Below are 16,831 nucleotides of genomic sequence, written 5' to 3' on the forward strand. Positions count from 1 at the left end.
GGCATTATCTGAACATAAAACACTATCAATAAGTTGGAGTCATTACCGATGGGGCTTTCTTCCCGCCGCTGGACCCACGTTGTATGGATGGGCGTTTATCGCCGCGATATCATTATAAAAAATAACATTAAATTTATTGTCGGACTGCATCATCAGGATATTGTCTGGACAACAGAGTTTATGTTTAACGCATTACGTGCGCGATATACCGAACAATCGTTATATAAATATTATCTGCATAATACGTCAGTGAGCCGGTTGAATAGACAAGGGAATAAAAACCTTAATTATCAACGTCACTATATTAAGATTACTCGCCTGCTGGAAAAATTAAATCGCGATTACGCAGACAAAATTGTGATTTATCCTGAATTTCACCAACAAATAACTTATGAAGCATTGCGAGTTTGTCATGCAGTGCGTAAAGAGCCGGATATTGTCACTCGCCAGCAGATGATTGCTGAGATATTCACTTCCGGTATGTATAAGCGCCTGATAACCAATGTGCGCAGCGTGAAGGTGGGGTATCAGGCGTTACTGTGGTCTTTCCGCTTATGGCAATGGCGCGACAAAACACAGTCGCACCATCGCATCACGCGCAGCGCTTTTAATTTACGCTAGCGTTAGCCTTCGTCGCTTCAGGCTGTTTACCCCAGCCTTGCCACTGATGCTGGAAGTAAACGATCAACGTGCTCTGGCTGATGCTTTCGCTTAATACTTCAAAGAAGCTATTAGCATAAACCGGCGCCAGTGGTTTCTTCGGTTTACACAGCTTCACGCCACGGAACGGATTACGCGGTGCGTCAGGCGCCGTGTTTTTCGGCGGCGTAGAGGTGTCGATCTGCGGTTCATTGAGCAGACTGCTGGCTTTCACCAGCGTAATATCTGGTGGCAGGTTATAAACCATCTGCTGCAACACACGTACCGTTGAAGGATGAGGATGACCAATGGCAATGGTTGAACCGTTACGACGGGCCAGGTCAATGGCGCGATTAAACTGCACGCGAATGTCCGCTTCATTTTGCGAATCATCGAGGAACACTTTTCGTTTAATCACTTTTACGCCGGTGCCTTGCGCGGCACGCATCGCCTGGGTATTGCCGATGGTTACGCTGTCGAGAAAATAGAGATTGTAACGCGCCAGTGCTTGCATCACTTTCTGCATACCAAACAGATTTGAGGTCATTTTGCTGCCCATGTGGTTGTTGATCCCCACGGCATAGGGCACGTTATTGACCGCACTGCGAATGATGCGCTCAATTTCGTCGCTGCTCATCTCCGGGCGCAGCGTGTTTTTCTCCAGCGGCTGTTTGCTCAACGGCGCCATTGGTAGATGAATCAGTACTTCATGACCGCTGTTATGCGCTTTGGTCGCCATCTCTCTGGCGTGTGGCGAGTCGGGTAATACTGCGACGGAGATGGCGGATGGCATCGCCAGCACCTGATTTTCGTTATGCGGACGATAACCAAAATCATCGATGACGATGGCAAGTTTGCCAGCGAGTACAGGGGTAGAGAGCGCCAGCAGAGCGGCAAATGAAAGAATGTTACGACGAAATGGAAACAAAACTTATCTTCCCAACCACGGCTGTGGATTGACCGCCTGACCCTGGCGGCGAATTTCGAAATAGAGTGAAGGACGACCCTGACCGCCACTGCTGCCCACCAGTGCAATAGGCTGGCCCGCGCGAACTTGCGAACCAACGCTCACCAGTGCGCTCTGATTATAGCCGTAAAGGCTCATATCGCCTTTACCGTGTTCAACCACGACCACCAGACCATAACCTTGCAGCCAGTCAGCCAGAATCACCCGACCATCGGCAATGGCTTTAACCTCAGTACCTTCAGAGGCACCGATAACCATCCCTTTCCAGCGCAGTTCGCCCTGCAATTGTTCGCCATAGCGATGTAGCGTTGGTCCGCGTACAGGCCAGAATGCCTGGCCGCGCGGCGAGCCCAGACCGCCGGTTCGGGACATCAGCGATTTTTCGCTTTCCGTTGGTTTGTAGGTAGTGCCCTTACGCGTCGCTTCTTTCTGTCTGTCGCGTACCGCCTGGGCTTCACGTGCTTCACGTTCAGCGCGCGCTCTTGCTGCCGCTTCCGCACGGGCGATGCTATTACGCAGACGGGATTCGTTAGCGCGCAGTTCACTTAGCTGTTGCTGACCTTGTTGAATGGATGACTCCAGTCCGGCCAGCGTCTTCTTACGCTCGTTCAGCGCCTGAGTCAGCTTCGCTTGCTGGGCGCGTTGTTCGTATAACAGCGTTTGTTGCTCGCTCTGTTTCTCTTCCAGTTCAGCACGCTGCATGGCGACTTCTTCACGCGTTTGCTTCAACTGGGCGATAGTTTCTTGTCGCGCCTGGTTGAGATAGCCGAAATAAGCCTGCAAACGCTGACCGCGCTGGCTTTCTTCACCGCTGAGAATGAGCTGAATACCGGTATGTTCACCCTGACGAAACGCGGCGTCCAGTTGCGCGGCGAGATTGCGTTCCTGGGCGGCTTTTTGCTGCTCCAGTTTGGCAATTGACGCATTCATCTCATCAATCTGTTTATTCAGTTGATTGAGTGTGTTTTGCGTTTCGCGCAGCTTACGGGTGGCTTCGGAGATCGCTTCTTCCTGCTTTTTCAACTGGGCAAGCAGGCTTGAGCGTTGTTGCTGTTGTTGGCGTACCGCGCGTTCTTTTGCAGCGATATCGGCCTGAATCGACTTGAGTTGGTCGCGGTCATCCGCGTGGGCGGAAAAAGTGCACAACAATACGCCAGCGCTAAGAACGCTGGCGTAGATGATGGGCCTGATTGCAAACCTGCGCGGTTTTATGGCCCGTGTCATGGTATTAATCGCCTTTCCCCTCATGGGGAGGGATTATTCCACGATGAACAGCGGCTTACCAGTCATCTCTTGCGGGATTTCCATACCCATTAGCGACAACATGGTCGGTGCGATGTCAGAAAGCTTGCCGCCTTCGACGGCTTTTACCTGCTTATCACCAACGTAAATCAGCGGAACTGGCAGGTTGGTGTGTGCCGTATGCGCCTGGCCAGTAGCAGGATCGCGCATCTGTTCAGCGTTACCGTGGTCAGCGGTGATCAGCAGTTGACCGCCAACAGATTCAACGGCTTTTGCAACTTCATTCACGCAGTGATCCAGGGCCTCAACCGCTTTAACTGCGGCTTCCATTACCCCGGTGTGACCGACCATGTCGCCGTTCGGGTAGTTACAGATGATGGCGTCGTATTTACCGCTCTTGATAGCTGCAACCAGTTTTTCGGTTAACTCTGCGGAGCTCATTTCCGGCTGCAGGTCGTAGGTAGCGACTTTCGGTGAATCGATCAGAATACGATCTTCGCCTTTGAAAGACTCTTCTACGCCACCGTTGAAGAAGAACGTGACGTGGGCATATTTCTCGGTTTCGGAAATACGCAACTGGGTTTTGTCGTTTTTCGCCATCCACTCGCCAAAGGTGTTAACCAGAGACGCTGGTGGATAAGCAACCGCAGTTTTGATATCGGCGGCGTATTCGGTCAACATGACGAAATCGACGTTAACGACTTTCTTACGCGCGAAACCGTTGAAATCAGCATTTACAAACGCACGCGTGATTTCACGCGCACGGTCAGCACGGAAGTTCATGAAAATCAGCGCGTCGCCGTCTTCCATTGCGGCATCTGGCTGGCCTTCCGCACGGATAACGGTCGCTTTCACAAATTCGTCGTTTTCGTCGCGAGCATAAGCAGCCTGCAAACCGGCAACGGCGGTATCGGCCTGGAATTCGCCCTGCGCCAGAGTCAGCAGGTCATAAGCTTTTTCAACGCGATCCCAGCGATTGTCGCGGTCCATTGCGTAGTAACGACCAATGATGGACGCTACGCGGCCTTTACCCAGCGCGGCAAATTTCTCTTCGAATTTTTTCAGTGAGGATTCAGCACTGCGCGGCGGGGTGTCGCGACCGTCAAGGAATGCGTGCAGGTAGATTTTTTCCGCGCCGCGTTCAGCTGCCAGTTCTACCATCGCCATGATGTGATCTTCGTGGCTGTGTACGCCGCCTGCGGAGAGCAGACCCATAATGTGCACTGCTTTGCCTGCGTTTTTCGCTTTATCTACCGCGCCAGTCAGCACCGGGTTAGCGAAGAACGCGCGATCTTTGATTTCGACGTCCAGACGAGTCAGATCCTGATAGACGATGCGACCCGCGCCCAGGTTAACGTGACCTACCTCGGAGTTACCCATCTGACGGTCAGGCAGACCGACTTCCAGACCGGAAGCGTCGATCAGGGTATGCGGACGATTGGCCCACAGCGCATCCATTACCGGGGTTTTAGCACTATAAATGGCGTTATCCTGCTGTTCTTCGCGATAGCCGTAGCCATCCAGAATCACCAGTACCATAGGTTTTTTAGAAACCGACATTGCGACAACCTCATACTCAAGAGTCAAAATTTGCGTAATTTTACTACAGCTGAATCGATAAAATAGCCTCTGAAGATCAAATTATGGCGCCGCGCAGTGAAAGCGGGAGGCTGAATTGCGATTTTTTTTCGTAACGCCCCGCAAAATTGCATTCCCGTGCACGCGCTGGCTGTATTTGCCGCAACGCGCAGGTATACTCCTTTCCTGGTTTTTTTAATCACTACGTCGGGAGTTGTTACCCCCCATGCAAGAAATTATGCAATTTGTCGGCCGCCATCCCATGCTGAGTATCGCCTGGATCGCGTTACTGGTGGCGGTTCTGGTTACTACGTTTAAAAGCCTGACCTCGAAAGTGAAGGTGATTACTCGTGGTGAAGCGACGCGTCTTATCAACAAAGAAGACGCCGTAGTTGTGGATTTACGTCAGCGTGATGACTTCCGTAAGGGCCATATTGCAGGCTCTATCAATCTGTTGCCGAGCGAAATCAAAGCCAACAATGTTGGTGAACTTGATAAGCACAAAGACAAACCGGTTATCGTGGTAGACGGTTCTGGCATGCAGTGCCAGGAGCCAGCAAACGCGCTGACGAAAGCTGGATTTGCACAAGTATTCGTACTGAAAGAGGGCATCGCGGGCTGGGCTGGCGAGAACTTGCCTCTGGTGCGCGGCAAATAATTTACCTGTCATTTTTCATGGCGCAGGCGATTGGCTGCAATTATGCCCCCCGTCACTTATTGATATAAGCTTCAGGGGATAATCCAAATTGTCGCCTTCCTGCAACATGAAACCGCAGGGAAAAAAACAGGAGCTAAGTTATGGCCAATGTTGAAATCTATACCAAAGAAACCTGCCCCTATTGCCATCGTGCGAAAGCGCTGCTGAGCAGCAAGGGTGTGAATTTTCAGGAACTGCCGATTGATGGTAATGCTGCCCGGCGTGAAGAGATGATCAAACGCAGTGGCCGTACGACGGTTCCACAGATTTTTATTGACGCACAGCACATTGGCGGCTGTGATGACTTGTATGCATTGGATGCACGTGGTGGACTGGATCCCCTGCTGAAATAACGTGTGAACGTTGGCATTACATTGCGCAGTATTTAAGGACAACACTTAAGGGTTTTCTACACATGTCAGAACAAAACAACACTGAAATGACTTTCCAGATCCAGCGTATTTATACCAAGGATATCTCTTTTGAAGCGCCGAACGCGCCGCACGTTTTCCAGAAAGATTGGCAGCCAGAAGTTAAACTTGATCTGGATACGGCATCTACTCAACTGGCAGATGACGTTTACGAAGTGGTACTGCGTGTTACCGTAACGGCATCCCTGGGCGAAGAAACTGCGTTCCTGTGTGAAGTTCAGCAGGGCGGTATTTTCTCCATCGCGGGTATCGAAGGCACCCAGATGGCGCACTGCCTGGGCGCATACTGCCCGAACATTCTGTTCCCATATGCTCGTGAATGCATCACCAGCATGGTATCCCGCGGTACATTCCCGCAACTGAACCTTGCGCCGGTTAACTTCGATGCGCTGTTCATGAACTATTTGCAGCAGCAGGCTGGCGAAGGTACTGAAGAACATCAGGATGCCTGATGAACCAACGTAATGCTTCAATGACTGTGATCGGTGCCGGCTCGTACGGCACCGCTCTTGCCATCACTCTGGCAAGAAATGGCCACGAGGTTGTCCTATGGGGCCATGACCCTGAACATATCGCTACCCTTGAACGCGATCGTTGCAACGCCGCGTTTCTTCCCGATGTGCCTTTTCCCGACACGCTCCATCTTGAAAGCGATCTCGCCACCGCGCTGGCAGCCAGCCGTAATATTCTTGTCGTCGTGCCAAGCCATGTTTTTGGTGAAGTGTTGCGTCAGATTAAACCGCTGATGCGTCCTGACGCGCGTCTGGTGTGGGCGACCAAAGGGCTGGAAGCAGAAACCGGGCGTCTGTTGCAGGACGTAGCGCGCGAGGCGTTAGGCGATCAAATTCCGCTGGCGGTTATCTCCGGCCCGACTTTCGCGAAAGAACTGGCGGCAGGTTTACCGACGGCTATTTCGCTGGCCTCTACCGATCAAACCTTTGCTGATGACCTCCAGCAACTGCTGCATTGCGGAAAAAGTTTCCGCGTTTACAGCAACCCGGATTTCATTGGCGTGCAGCTTGGCGGCGCGGTGAAAAACGTCATTGCCATTGGTGCAGGGATGTCCGACGGTATCGGTTTTGGCGCGAATGCGCGTACGGCGTTGATCACCCGTGGTCTGGCTGAAATGTCGCGTCTGGGGGCGGCGCTGGGGGCCGATCCTGCCACCTTTATGGGCATGGCGGGGCTGGGCGATCTGGTGCTTACCTGTACTGACAACCAGTCGCGTAACCGCCGTTTTGGCATGATGCTCGGTCAGGGCATGGATGTACAAAACGCGCAGGAGAAGATTGGTCAGGTGGTTGAAGGCTACCGCAATACGAAAGAAGTCCGCGAACTGGCGCATCGCTTCGGCGTTGAAATGCCAATAACCGAGGAAATTTATCAAGTATTATATTGCGGAAAAAACGCGCGCGAGGCAGCATTGACTTTATTAGGTCGTGCACGCAAGGACGAGCGCAGTAGCCACTAAACCCAGGAATCTTTGTTACCGCTATGACCCGGCCCGCGCAGAACGGGCCGGTCATTATCTCATCGTGTGGAGTAAGCAATGTCGTGTGAAGAACTGGAAATTGTCTGGAACAATATTAAAGCGGAAGCCAGAGCGCTGGCGGACTGTGAGCCAATGCTGGCCAGTTTTTACCACGCAACATTACTCAAGCACGAAAACCTCGGCAGCGCGTTAAGCTATATGCTGGCGAATAAACTGGCATCGCCGATTATGCCTGCTATTGCGATTCGCGAAGTGGTGGAGGAAGCCTACGCCGCTGACCCGGAAATGATCGCTTCTGCGGCGTGTGATATTCAGGCGGTACGTACCCGCGACCCGGCAGTCGATAAATACTCAACTCCCTTGTTATACCTGAAAGGTTTTCATGCCTTGCAGGCCTATCGCATTGGTCACTGGCTGTGGAATCAGGGGCGTCGCGCGCTGGCTATTTTTCTGCAAAACCAGGTTTCTGTGACGTTCCAGGTCGATATTCACCCGGCAGCCAAAATTGGTCGCGGTATTATGCTTGACCACGCGACGGGCATCGTCGTCGGTGAAACGGCGGTGATTGAAAATGACGTATCTATTCTGCAATCTGTGACGCTTGGCGGTACGGGGAAAACCAGCGGTGACCGTCACCCGAAAATTCGTGAAGGCGTGATGATTGGCGCGGGCGCAAAAATTCTCGGTAATATTGAAGTTGGACGCGGTGCGAAAATTGGCGCGGGGTCTGTAGTGCTGCAACCGGTGCCGCCGCACACTACCGCCGCTGGCGTACCGGCACGCATCGTTGGTAAACCAGACAGCGATAAGCCATCAATGGATATGGATCAGCATTTCAACGGTATTAACCATACGTTTGAATATGGCGATGGGATCTGACGTCCTGTGATCGTGCCGGATGCGGCGTGAACGCCTTATCCGGCCTACCGCATCTTAATCTCTCAATACCGCGCCGGGATACCCCAACTGGCGCCAGGCTTCATACACCACTACCGACACCGCATTAGACAGGTTCATACTGCGGCTGTCCGGCACCATTGGAATACGAATTTTTTGGTCAGCGGGCAGGGCGTCAAGAATGGTCGCTGGCAAGCCGCGTGTTTCCGGGCCGAACATCAGATAGTCGCTATCCTGATAGCTTACGGCGCTGTGCGCGGGCGTGCCTTTCGTGGTGAGGGCAAACAGGCGCTGGGGATTCTCCGCTTCGAGGAACGCACTATAGTCATGATGACGCGTGACGGTGGTAAATTCATGGTAGTCCAGCCCCGCGCGGCGCAGACGCTTATCGTCCCAGGCAAATCCCATTGGTTCGATGATATGCAGACGAAAGCCGGTGTTGGCGCAAAGACGGATGATATTGCCAGTGTTTGGCGGAATTTCTGGTTCGTAAAGTACGATGTTTAGCATACTGCCCCCTTAGTGCGGGGGCAGGATAGCAGATATTGATCTAACCCTTAAGCTGCATTCCCTTTCGCCATCGAAGCCAGTGCCGCTGGCAGCTCTTTGCCCAGCTCCTGTACCAGCGAATCTCCGGTGATTTCTTTAATCGACTTCGCGCCCGTCAGCGTCATCGCCACTTTCATCTCTTTTTCAATCAGACTCAGCAGATTAGCGACGCCCGCCTGGCCCGCCGTTGCCAGCGCATACAGAAACGCACGACCCAGCAGTACGGTGTCGGCACCCAATGCAATCATGCGCACCACGTCCAGCCCGTTACGAATACCGCTATCCGCCAGAATCGCAATATCGCCTTTTACCGCATCTGCAATAGCAGGTAGCGCACGGGCGGAGGAGAGCACGCCATCTAACTGGCGACCACCGTGGTTAGAAACCACAATCCCGTCAGCGCCAAAACGAACGGCATCACGTGCATCTTCTGGATCGAGGATCCCTTTGATCACCATTGGGCCATCCCAGAAATCGCGGATCCACTCGAGGTCTTTCCATGAAATTGAAGGATCGAAGTTATTCCCCAGCCAGCCGATGTAATCTTCCAGTCCGGTTGGTTTGCCGAGATAAGCCGAGATATTGCCTAAATCATGCGGATGACCGTTGAGGCCCACATCCCACGCCCATTGTGGATGCGTCACCGCCTGCCAGTAGCGGCGCATTGCGGCGTTCGGGCCGCTCATACCTGAGTGCGCATCACGATAGCGCGCGCCCGGTGTTGGCATATCCACGGTGAAAACCAGCGTCGAACAACCCGCCGCTTTTGCACGCTCCAGCGCGTTACGCATAAAACCGCGATCGCGCAGTACGTAAAGCTGGAACCACATTGGGCGCTTGATGGCGGGCGCCACTTCTTCAATCGGGCAAACGGAAACCGTCGAGAGCGTAAATGGAATGCCATGTGCATCTGCCGCTTTTGCTGCCTGAACCTCGCCGCGGCGTGCATACATACCGCACAATCCCACCGGGGCCAGCGCTACCGGCATCGATAATTTCTCATTAAACAGCGTCGTTTCCAGACTTAGGTTAGACATGTTTTTCAGAATACGCTGGCGCAGCGCCACGTCTGATAAATCTTCCACGTTGCGGCGCAGGGTGTATTCAGAATATGCGCCGCCGTCCATATAGTGGAACAGGAACGGCGGCAGAATGCGTTGTGCTGCGGCGCGATAATCGCTGGCTGCGGAAATAATCATGCGTTTTTCTCCCTCGGATGCTCATTATGGTCACCGGGCAGACGGGTAATGCGTGCGCGGCGTGCCTGATCTTCATCGAATCGTTTTATGGTGGTGTGGACAAAACTAAGATGCGCCATCATCGCCTTACGCGCCCCGTCGGCATCACCAATAAAAATAGCGTCAATGACTGCCTGGTGCTGTTCGGTTAGCTGAGAAAAGACGGGCGGCACCAGGTACATCCGTTGGCGGCTTTGCATCACTGAGGATTGCAGAACATCGAAGAAACCGCGCATGGTTTGCAGCAGCACGATGTTATGTGAGGCTTCGGCAATGGCCAGATGAAAGCGAACGTCCGCTTGTGAGGCGAGGTCCGGGTCGTCGCTGAGCGTTGCGTCAAAGCAAAGCTGAATCTTTTCTTTATCGGCTTGTGTGGCGCGCATTGCCGCATGCCAGGCGGTGCTGGCCTCAATAGCGTAGCGAGCTTCCAGAATATCGAAACTGTAATCCGGGTCATCGGCCATCAGCGTTTTCAATGGCTGGACGATGTTTTGCTCCGACCATGCGTCATGACGCCAGCGAATAAACGTGCCGCCGCCGCGACGACTGAGCAGCACGCCTTCGCTCACCAGCTTCGCCAGCGCTTCGCGCAGTGAATTTCGTGACACGCCGAGCTGCATCGCCAACTGGCGTTCAGCGGGCAACTTCATGCCCGCCTCCAGTTGTTTTTCATCAATCAGCGCCCGCACACGGTCAGCTACCTCGTCTGACAGGCGTCTGGGTATAACCATCATTAAGGAATCATCCACGTTAAGACATAGGCCTGAAGGGTGGTGATCACGCCCACCATACAGGTGAAAATCAGGCTGTGTTTGACAGTAAAACGGAACAGATCTGACTCTTTCCCTACCAGTCCTACCGCCGCGCAGGCGATAGCGATAGATTGCGGGGAGATCATCTTGCCAGTGACGCCGCCGGTGGTGTTGGCGGCAACCAGTAACAGATCGGAGACGCCAATTTGTTGAGCCGCGGTGGCTTGCAGTGCGGCGAACAGGGCGTTAGACGACGTATCCGACCCCGTCAGGAATACTCCCAACCAGCCGAGGAACGGCGAGAAGAAGGTGAAAGCATGGCCGGTGTGCGCCAGTGCCAGCGCCAGTGTTGATGACAGCCCGGAATAGTTCGAGATAAAGGCGAACGCCAGCACCATGCCGATAGAGTAGATAGGCAGGGCCAGTTCTTTCAGCGTACTGCCGAAGGTGCTGATAGCATCAGACGGTTTCATCTTCAGCCACACGACAGAGAGCAGCGCCGCAAACAGAATGGCAGTGCCGGTGGCAGAGAACCAGTCGAACTTAAACACGGCGGCGTAAGCGGTAGCTTCGCTGACCACTGGCGGCATACGGGCAACCAGTTTGTCGAGATACGGCACCGGAATGTTGATCACCCACTCATACAGCGCGCCGCCTGAAGCGAACAGGGCTTTAAACGGTGGAATACTCCACAGTGTTACGGTGGCGGTCAGGAACAGGAACGGCGTCCAGGCACGCAATACCTGACCCGCTGTGTATCCGGTGTGGGCCAGCGTCATATCAACCTGTGAAGCCCCCAGATCGCCGAAGCGGAAAACGCGTACCGGCTGCCAGCGTTTGAGGAACAGTGTCAGGCAGAGCAGCGATACCAGCGAGGAAATAATATCCGGCAACTCTGGCCCAATGAAGTTAGAGCTGAGGTATTGCGCAATAGCAAACGAGCCGCCCGCGACCACGACCGCAGGCCAGGTTTCTTTGATACCGCGCCAGCCGTCCATAATCGCCATGATCCAGAACAGGACGATAATGGTCATAAACGGTAGCTGACGTCCAACCATCTGACCAATTTCAAAACTGTCGATGCCTGTCACCTGTCCGGCAACCAGAATTGGGATCCCCATCGCGCCAAATGCTACGGGAGCGGTGTTAACAATCAGGCACAGTCCGGCTGCGTACAACGGTTTAAAGCCCAGGCCGACCAGCAATGCAGCAGTAATCGCCACTGGTGCGCCGAAGCCTGCTGCCCCTTCGAGAAATGCGCCGAAACAGAAACCGACGATCAGCATTTGCAAGCGCTGGTCAGGCGTTATAGAAAGAATAGACGAGCGGATGATGTCGAATTGCCCGGTTTTTACCGAGATCTTATAAACGAACACCGCCGCAATAATAATCCAGGCAATGGGCCACAAACCGTAGAAGAAGCCATAAATCACGGAGGCCAGCGCGTTGGCGACCGGCATTTCATAAAACAGCAAAGCGACTGCCAGAGCGATGGCGACCGTCCAGGACGCGGCGACATAGCCTTTGAGTTTGAGCTTAATCAGCGCAAAGAAGAAAAACAGAATGGGAAGCGACGCTATCAGGCTGGAAAGCCAGATATTCCCGGCGGGATCGTAGTTTTGTTGCCAGAGATTCATTGCAGGTCTCCAGGAGGCCACGTACATCGTGTAATGAGTCTGTTGCTCATCTCTTGGTCACACGTTGTGTAAAAGTGGCACTGCCAATTTTGTTGTGTAGGGATAATGACAATGAATAGTTAACTAAATGTTATATATTGGCAACGTTAATGTGAGTTTAATTGGGGAACTGTGAACCAGAGGTCAGATAAGCCAGGAATTGGTAGGGCCAATTTTTTGAGAGGGGAGATTTTGGGTAAAGAAAAGGGCAATTCCTATCAGAGAATTGCCCTTAGACTGTTGACCCGGTGCGCCTTATCTTGCCGGATGCGGCGTGAACGCCTTATCCGGCCTACAAGAATTTTCAGAATCCCCCTGTAGGCCTGATAAGCGCAGCGTATCAGGCAATTTGGCGTTTACCCATTCGTTAATGGATCATTACCACTGAATACCCGCGCCGACGGCTGCGGAGTATTCACCCTGGCTATTGGTACTACCTTGTAATTTGTAAACCCAACGACCGTTGGCGCTCACCATCGACACACCTAACGCAACAGCCGATTCACCGTTGTAAGTACCGCCGCCAATGGAGGTCATGCTGGCGCCCGGCGTGTAAGCCTGCGGCAGACCGGTCATCGCCATTGCAGAAGCGATACCACCGCTCAACTTGCTTTCGGTTTTCGACAGTTTGTTATCCATCTCAACCATGCGCTGATCGGTGTATTGCTTCGTTTCCTGCACGCTTTGCTTCAACTGCGCGTAGTTCACTGCGTCGTTGTTGTTGACGCCAGCGGAAACGTTGCTGATGCGAGTCGTACCGCCTTTACCATCACCAAGATTCATGGTGGTGTAATTGATGGAACCATCTTCATTGGTGGCATAGCGCACGCTTCCTGCTTCGGAAGATTTCAGTTGCGCCACGTTAACGGCATCGGTGTCATTTTTACCTGCGGCGACGTTGGTGATACGGCGCTGATTGGTGGAAGAACCGACGGAGACCGTATTTTCCTCGTTTGCTTCGGAACCCGTACCCAGCGCAACGCTGTTGTCTGCGGCGGCAATAGAACCGGAGCCAATTGCGACACTATCTTTGCCCTGCGCGTTGGCGTCTACACCATCGGTGTTGGTCTTGAAGTATTTGGTGCTACCCGTGGTGATGATATCGCCCATCCCATTTTCCAGTGTGCTTACGCGCGTATCCAGATTACCTACCTGAGTATTCAGGTTAGTGATGCTTTGGGTATTTTGCGCGACCTGAGCATCGGTCACTTTCAACTGACCCACGTTAACGGCATCAGTATCTTGTGAACCGGCGGCGACGTTAGTGATCTGACGTTGACCGTCCTCACTGCCGACGGAAAACTCACCGACAGAGTTCTGCGGCGCGTCCATGTTGTAGGCGGTGTAGCCAGTCTGAGCGCCACGCGTAGTCTCAGAGCCATTACCCATTGCAATACTGTTTGCATGGTTTGCGTGGGCGTTGCTGCCGATGGCGATACCGTTGATGGCATCTGCCAGGACCAGAGTGTTCAGGCCGATACCAATACCTGCATCACCATTGACGATGGTTTTCGCCCCTATTGCCAGAGAATCTTCACCAACAGCCAGTGAATCTTCTGCCGTTGAGTTGGCGTGGTAGTATTTGGTTGGCGTGGTTGCCACAGAACCAATGGCGTTTTGCAACTGGCGCACGGTAACGGCGTCGTGAGCTTCAGAACCATCCGCGACGTTGATGATTTGACGATATTTTCCATCATCACCAATCGACAACGCGCCGAGTAGCTCACCGTCAGTGGTGTCATAACCAATCACCACACCGTTTCCTGTTACGCTGGTATTGCGCGAGCCTTTTACGATAACGCGGTCAGAAACAGAGCCGCTGCCTAATGCAACCCCAGACTCGACATTACTACTGCTGTCCTGACCAATGGCGACGCTGCCAGTAGCAGAAGCCACAGAATTGTAGCCTACAGCCGTGGCGCCAGTGCCAGAGGCCATAGCGTCTTCGAAGACTAAACCTGTATCGTTGGTACGAATGTAGTTCACTCCCGCCCCGTGCTCTTCAACATACGTGTTGCTGGTATTGCCGGCTATCTGGGTGATCATCTGATTTGTGGTAAAAAGCTGAGATCCATTGACGGCATCGGTACTGTCTGCCGCAATTCGACCATTTGCCACGTTAGTGATTTTGCTGGCGGTATCGGTGCCATGCGCTGCGCTGAATGCGCCTGCGCTGGCATCCCAGAGCAGAGAATCATCCAGTGATGCATCAATTGCACTCAGTGCGTCGCCGATGTTGCTGTAGTCGGTATTGGCGATACTGTAAGTTGGCGCATTGATGGTGCCGTCAGCATTCATCGTCGAGCCGCCGCCCAGCGCATCAACTACAGAATTGCTGACGCCATAGAGTTGGCTGCCGTTCACAACGTCGGTACTGGTTGCGCTAAGTTCACCTGCTGCAACGTTAGTGATTTTGCTGGCAGTACCCGCACGGCTGGCGCTGAATGTTCTGCTGGAGTTATCCCACATCAGCGCATCTCCCAGCGAAGTGCCCACTGAGGAGTTAATCGCAGCCAATGCATCACCCACACTGTCGTAATCAGTGCCGCCAATGGTATAGGTCGGTGCGCTAAACATACCGTTGGCATCGACGGAGGAGCCTCCGCCCAAATAATCGGCAATTGCGCTGCTGAAATTATAGAGTTGTGAGCCGTTAACGGCATCGGTACTGCCGGTAGCCAGGGAGCCATCAGCGACATTGGTGATTTTGCTGGTTGTGCTGGCTCCGTGGGCGGCGCTGAAGGCGGTTTTACCGTTGTCCCATTGCAGAGCATCGTCGCCGAGACCGTCCACAGCGTCCTGCAGATTGGTGATATTGGTGGTGTTGGTCGTCACATTGTCATTGGTGGTTTTCAACTGCGAGCCGTTGACGGCGTCGGTGCTGCCAGCAGCCAGGGAGCCATCAGCGACATTGGTGATTTTGCTGGTGGTGCTGGCACCGTGGGCGGCGCTGAAGGCGGTTTTACCGCTGTCCCACTGCAGGGCATCGTCGCCGAGACCGTCCACGGCGTCCTGCAGATTGGTGATATTGGTGGTGTTGGTCGTCACATTGTCGTTGGTGGTTTTCAACTGTGAACCGTTAACCGCGTCGGTACTGCCAGCGGCAACGTTACCATTTGCGACATTAGTGATGATATTCGTGGTGCTTGAACCGTGGCTGGCGCTGAATTTATTGCTGGTGCTATTCCAGTGCAGAGTATCTTCGTCAATTCCGGTGAGTGCGGCGCCGACATTATTATAGGTGCCGCTTTTCAGTGCATAACTTGGCGCATTAATGGTTCCGTTCGTGTTCACGCTGGAACCGCCACCTAACCGGTCTGATACTGACTTACTGATAGCATAAAGCTGTGAGCCGTTAATCGCTTCGGTACTGGTATTGGATATTTCACCTTTATCCATATTAACAATTTTACGCTGCGTTGTGCTGTTGCCCACAGAAACAGTGTCGTCAGTAGCCGCTACAGAACCTGCGCCCAGCGCAACAGAATTATTGGCGGTTACTTTGCTCTGGCTGCCGAGGGCGAGGCTATTATCCCCTCCTGAAGCGCTACCGTCGCCAATTGCGATGGCGTTTATTCCATCTGACTTGCTCCCGTTACCCAACGCGATCGCGTTATCTTTGCTTGTTTTACTGTTGTATCCTATCGCGAGTGAATACAGTCCAGTGGCGTTGGTATCCTTGCCCAGCGCCATCGCATAATCACTGTTAGCTTGAGCGGTATTCCCCAGTGCAATGGTAAAATCTTTGGTCGCCTTCGCCGCACTTCCGATTGCTATTGCTCGACTGCCAGTCGCGACCGTTACTTGCCCTAAAGCGACGGATCTTTCTCCTGTCGCATTGCTCTTGTAACCTAGTGCGGTACTTCCCAGTCCAGAGTTGGCTTCTTGCCCGACCGCAACACTCGATGTTCCACTTCCCGGGGCTCCTGCTGTTGCGATAGCCCCCTTACCAATGGCAATCCAGCCATCAGTTAGCGGGGTACCGCCAGCAGCTTCTTCAGCGCTTTTACCACCATCTCCTGTAAAAGCAGCATATGCCCCAAACGATGACAACAATCCCCCGCAACCAGCGCAGAAATTAACAACTTACTACGCCCGCTCTTCTTCCCACGGCTCTTCGCTGTTTCGCTGGCGACGCTGTAACTGCCCGTCGCCGGGTTCCAGATAACTTTAAATATTTTGTTCATTATTGATGTTCTCTATTCCTTGATATAAGCGCAGAGGCTACATTTATTTTTTGATTTTTTTCTGCTGAGAGTCAGCAGGTTGAAGAGTGTCGAACTGAATATTGTCCATGTTGATAGATAATTTTAGATACTTCAGGTTGTTGGGGGATATTCCTTTTAGCGTCAGATTAATGTCTTGCCATTGACCTAGTAATAATTCCAGCGTGGAGTTCATTGATGTGCTAAATAATAACTGTTGCCATTTTGCGTAGGCTTTAGCATCAGACGGTTTTTCTCCGCCCCACGTGGCATAAAAACCCATGTTTGATACAGGAACGCTTAATAAATTGACTAACGCTATATGGATGACGCTACCATTATCTGCAGGTTCTATAGATATAATCCGTCCTGCTAATCCGACAGAACCGTTATTTAAAATAAAGTATTTGGTTTGTGTAGGGTTAAATTCGGTGAAGAGAAATGTATCCTGTTGTTCTTTAATGCTGG

General features: G+C 52.8%; 15 protein-coding genes and 1 pseudogene. 6 read left to right on the forward strand and 10 right to left on the reverse strand.

Annotation, left to right across the window (positions count from 1 at the left end; genetic code table 11):
- Window positions 1-42: 42 nt before the first annotated feature.
- A pseudogene (locus tag EA14781_RS17600) lies at window positions 43-621 on the forward strand (glycosyltransferase family protein); the annotation flags it as partial.
- Here the strand turns inward: EA14781_RS17600 and EA14781_RS17605 are convergent.
- The 3 genes from EA14781_RS17605 to gpmM are packed head-to-tail and all read right to left on the reverse strand — an operon-like array spanning window position 608 to window position 4,408.
- On the reverse strand, window positions 608-1,567 hold the full coding sequence (locus EA14781_RS17605; protein WP_000483815.1) for a divergent polysaccharide deacetylase family protein: 960 nt from the start codon (window positions 1,565-1,567) through the stop codon (window positions 608-610). The pseudogene EA14781_RS17600 and the gene EA14781_RS17605 overlap by 14 nt on opposite strands.
- A gap of 3 nt (window positions 1,568-1,570) precedes the next feature.
- Window positions 1,571-2,830, reverse strand: a complete 1,260-nt coding sequence (envC, locus tag EA14781_RS17610; protein WP_002460320.1) for a murein hydrolase activator EnvC — start codon at window positions 2,828-2,830, stop codon at window positions 1,571-1,573.
- A gap of 33 nt (window positions 2,831-2,863) precedes the next feature.
- The gene (gene gpmM / locus EA14781_RS17615) at window positions 2,864-4,408 is read right to left on the reverse strand and encodes a 2,3-bisphosphoglycerate-independent phosphoglycerate mutase (protein WP_000116590.1); all 1,545 of its coding nucleotides are present in this window, start codon (window positions 4,406-4,408) and stop codon (window positions 2,864-2,866) included.
- Window positions 4,409-4,652: 244 nt separating this feature from the next.
- On the opposite strand from gpmM, the gene EA14781_RS17620 reads away from it, so the two are divergent.
- From EA14781_RS17620 to cysE, 5 genes are all read left to right on the forward strand, one after another.
- Window positions 4,653-5,084 (forward strand): rhodanese-like domain-containing protein, encoded by a 432-nt coding sequence (locus tag EA14781_RS17620; protein ID WP_002460317.1) that lies wholly within the window; start codon window positions 4,653-4,655, stop codon window positions 5,082-5,084.
- Between the two features lie 140 nt (window positions 5,085-5,224).
- Window positions 5,225-5,476, forward strand: coding sequence for a glutaredoxin 3 (gene grxC, locus EA14781_RS17625; protein WP_000024388.1), 252 nt, complete (start codon window positions 5,225-5,227; stop codon window positions 5,474-5,476).
- A gap of 62 nt (window positions 5,477-5,538) precedes the next feature.
- On the forward strand, window positions 5,539-6,006 hold the full coding sequence (secB, locus tag EA14781_RS17630; protein ID WP_000003382.1) for a protein-export chaperone SecB: 468 nt from the start codon (window positions 5,539-5,541) through the stop codon (window positions 6,004-6,006).
- Window positions 6,006-7,025 (forward strand): NAD(P)H-dependent glycerol-3-phosphate dehydrogenase, encoded by a 1,020-nt coding sequence (gene gpsA, locus EA14781_RS17635; RefSeq protein WP_001076193.1) that lies wholly within the window; start codon window positions 6,006-6,008, stop codon window positions 7,023-7,025. The genes secB and gpsA overlap by 1 nt, the downstream gene beginning before the upstream one ends.
- Window positions 7,026-7,103: 78 nt before the next feature.
- Entirely contained in the window at window positions 7,104-7,925 is an 822-nt protein-coding gene (gene cysE, locus EA14781_RS17640; RefSeq protein WP_001277555.1) for a serine O-acetyltransferase, read from the forward strand.
- 54 nt (window positions 7,926-7,979) lie between these two features.
- Here cysE and trmL read toward each other — a convergent pair whose 3' ends face one another.
- The 7 genes from trmL to EA14781_RS17670 form a co-directional block, all read right to left on the reverse strand.
- Entirely contained in the window at window positions 7,980-8,453 is a 474-nt protein-coding gene (trmL, locus tag EA14781_RS17645; protein ID WP_000932365.1) for a tRNA (uridine(34)/cytosine(34)/5-carboxymethylaminomethyluridine(34)-2'-O)-methyltransferase TrmL, read from the reverse strand.
- A 47-nt stretch (window positions 8,454-8,500) separates the two neighbouring features.
- Window positions 8,501-9,691: a quinone-dependent L-lactate dehydrogenase gene (lldD, locus tag EA14781_RS17650; protein WP_000586944.1), complete on the reverse strand. Its 1,191-nt coding sequence runs from the start codon at window positions 9,689-9,691 to the stop codon at window positions 8,501-8,503.
- Window positions 9,688-10,464: a transcriptional regulator LldR gene (lldR, locus tag EA14781_RS17655; RefSeq protein WP_010341490.1), complete on the reverse strand. Its 777-nt coding sequence runs from the start codon at window positions 10,462-10,464 to the stop codon at window positions 9,688-9,690. Before lldR ends, lldD begins: the two co-directional genes overlap by 4 nt.
- The gene (lldP, locus tag EA14781_RS17660; protein WP_001055292.1) at window positions 10,464-12,119 is read right to left on the reverse strand and encodes an L-lactate permease; all 1,656 of its coding nucleotides are present in this window, start codon (window positions 12,117-12,119) and stop codon (window positions 10,464-10,466) included. Before lldP ends, lldR begins: the two co-directional genes overlap by 1 nt.
- A gap of 417 nt (window positions 12,120-12,536) precedes the next feature.
- On the reverse strand, window positions 12,537-16,211 hold the full coding sequence (locus EA14781_RS17665) for a YadA-like family protein (protein WP_423219337.1): 3,675 nt from the start codon (window positions 16,209-16,211) through the stop codon (window positions 12,537-12,539).
- Complete coding sequence (locus tag EA14781_RS26180) at window positions 16,130-16,345, reverse strand: ESPR domain-containing protein (protein ID WP_105212604.1); 216 nt, start codon at window positions 16,343-16,345, stop codon at window positions 16,130-16,132. The genes EA14781_RS17665 and EA14781_RS26180 overlap by 82 nt, the downstream gene beginning before the upstream one ends.
- A 43-nt stretch (window positions 16,346-16,388) precedes the next feature.
- On the reverse strand, window positions 16,389-16,831 hold a 443-nt coding region (locus EA14781_RS17670; protein ID WP_042335978.1), incomplete at its 5' end, for a SadB/YajI family lipoprotein.

Source organism: Escherichia albertii NBRC 107761 = DSM 17582, from assembly GCF_000759775.1.
Classification (GTDB): Bacteria; Pseudomonadota; Gammaproteobacteria; order Enterobacterales; family Enterobacteriaceae; genus Escherichia; species Escherichia albertii.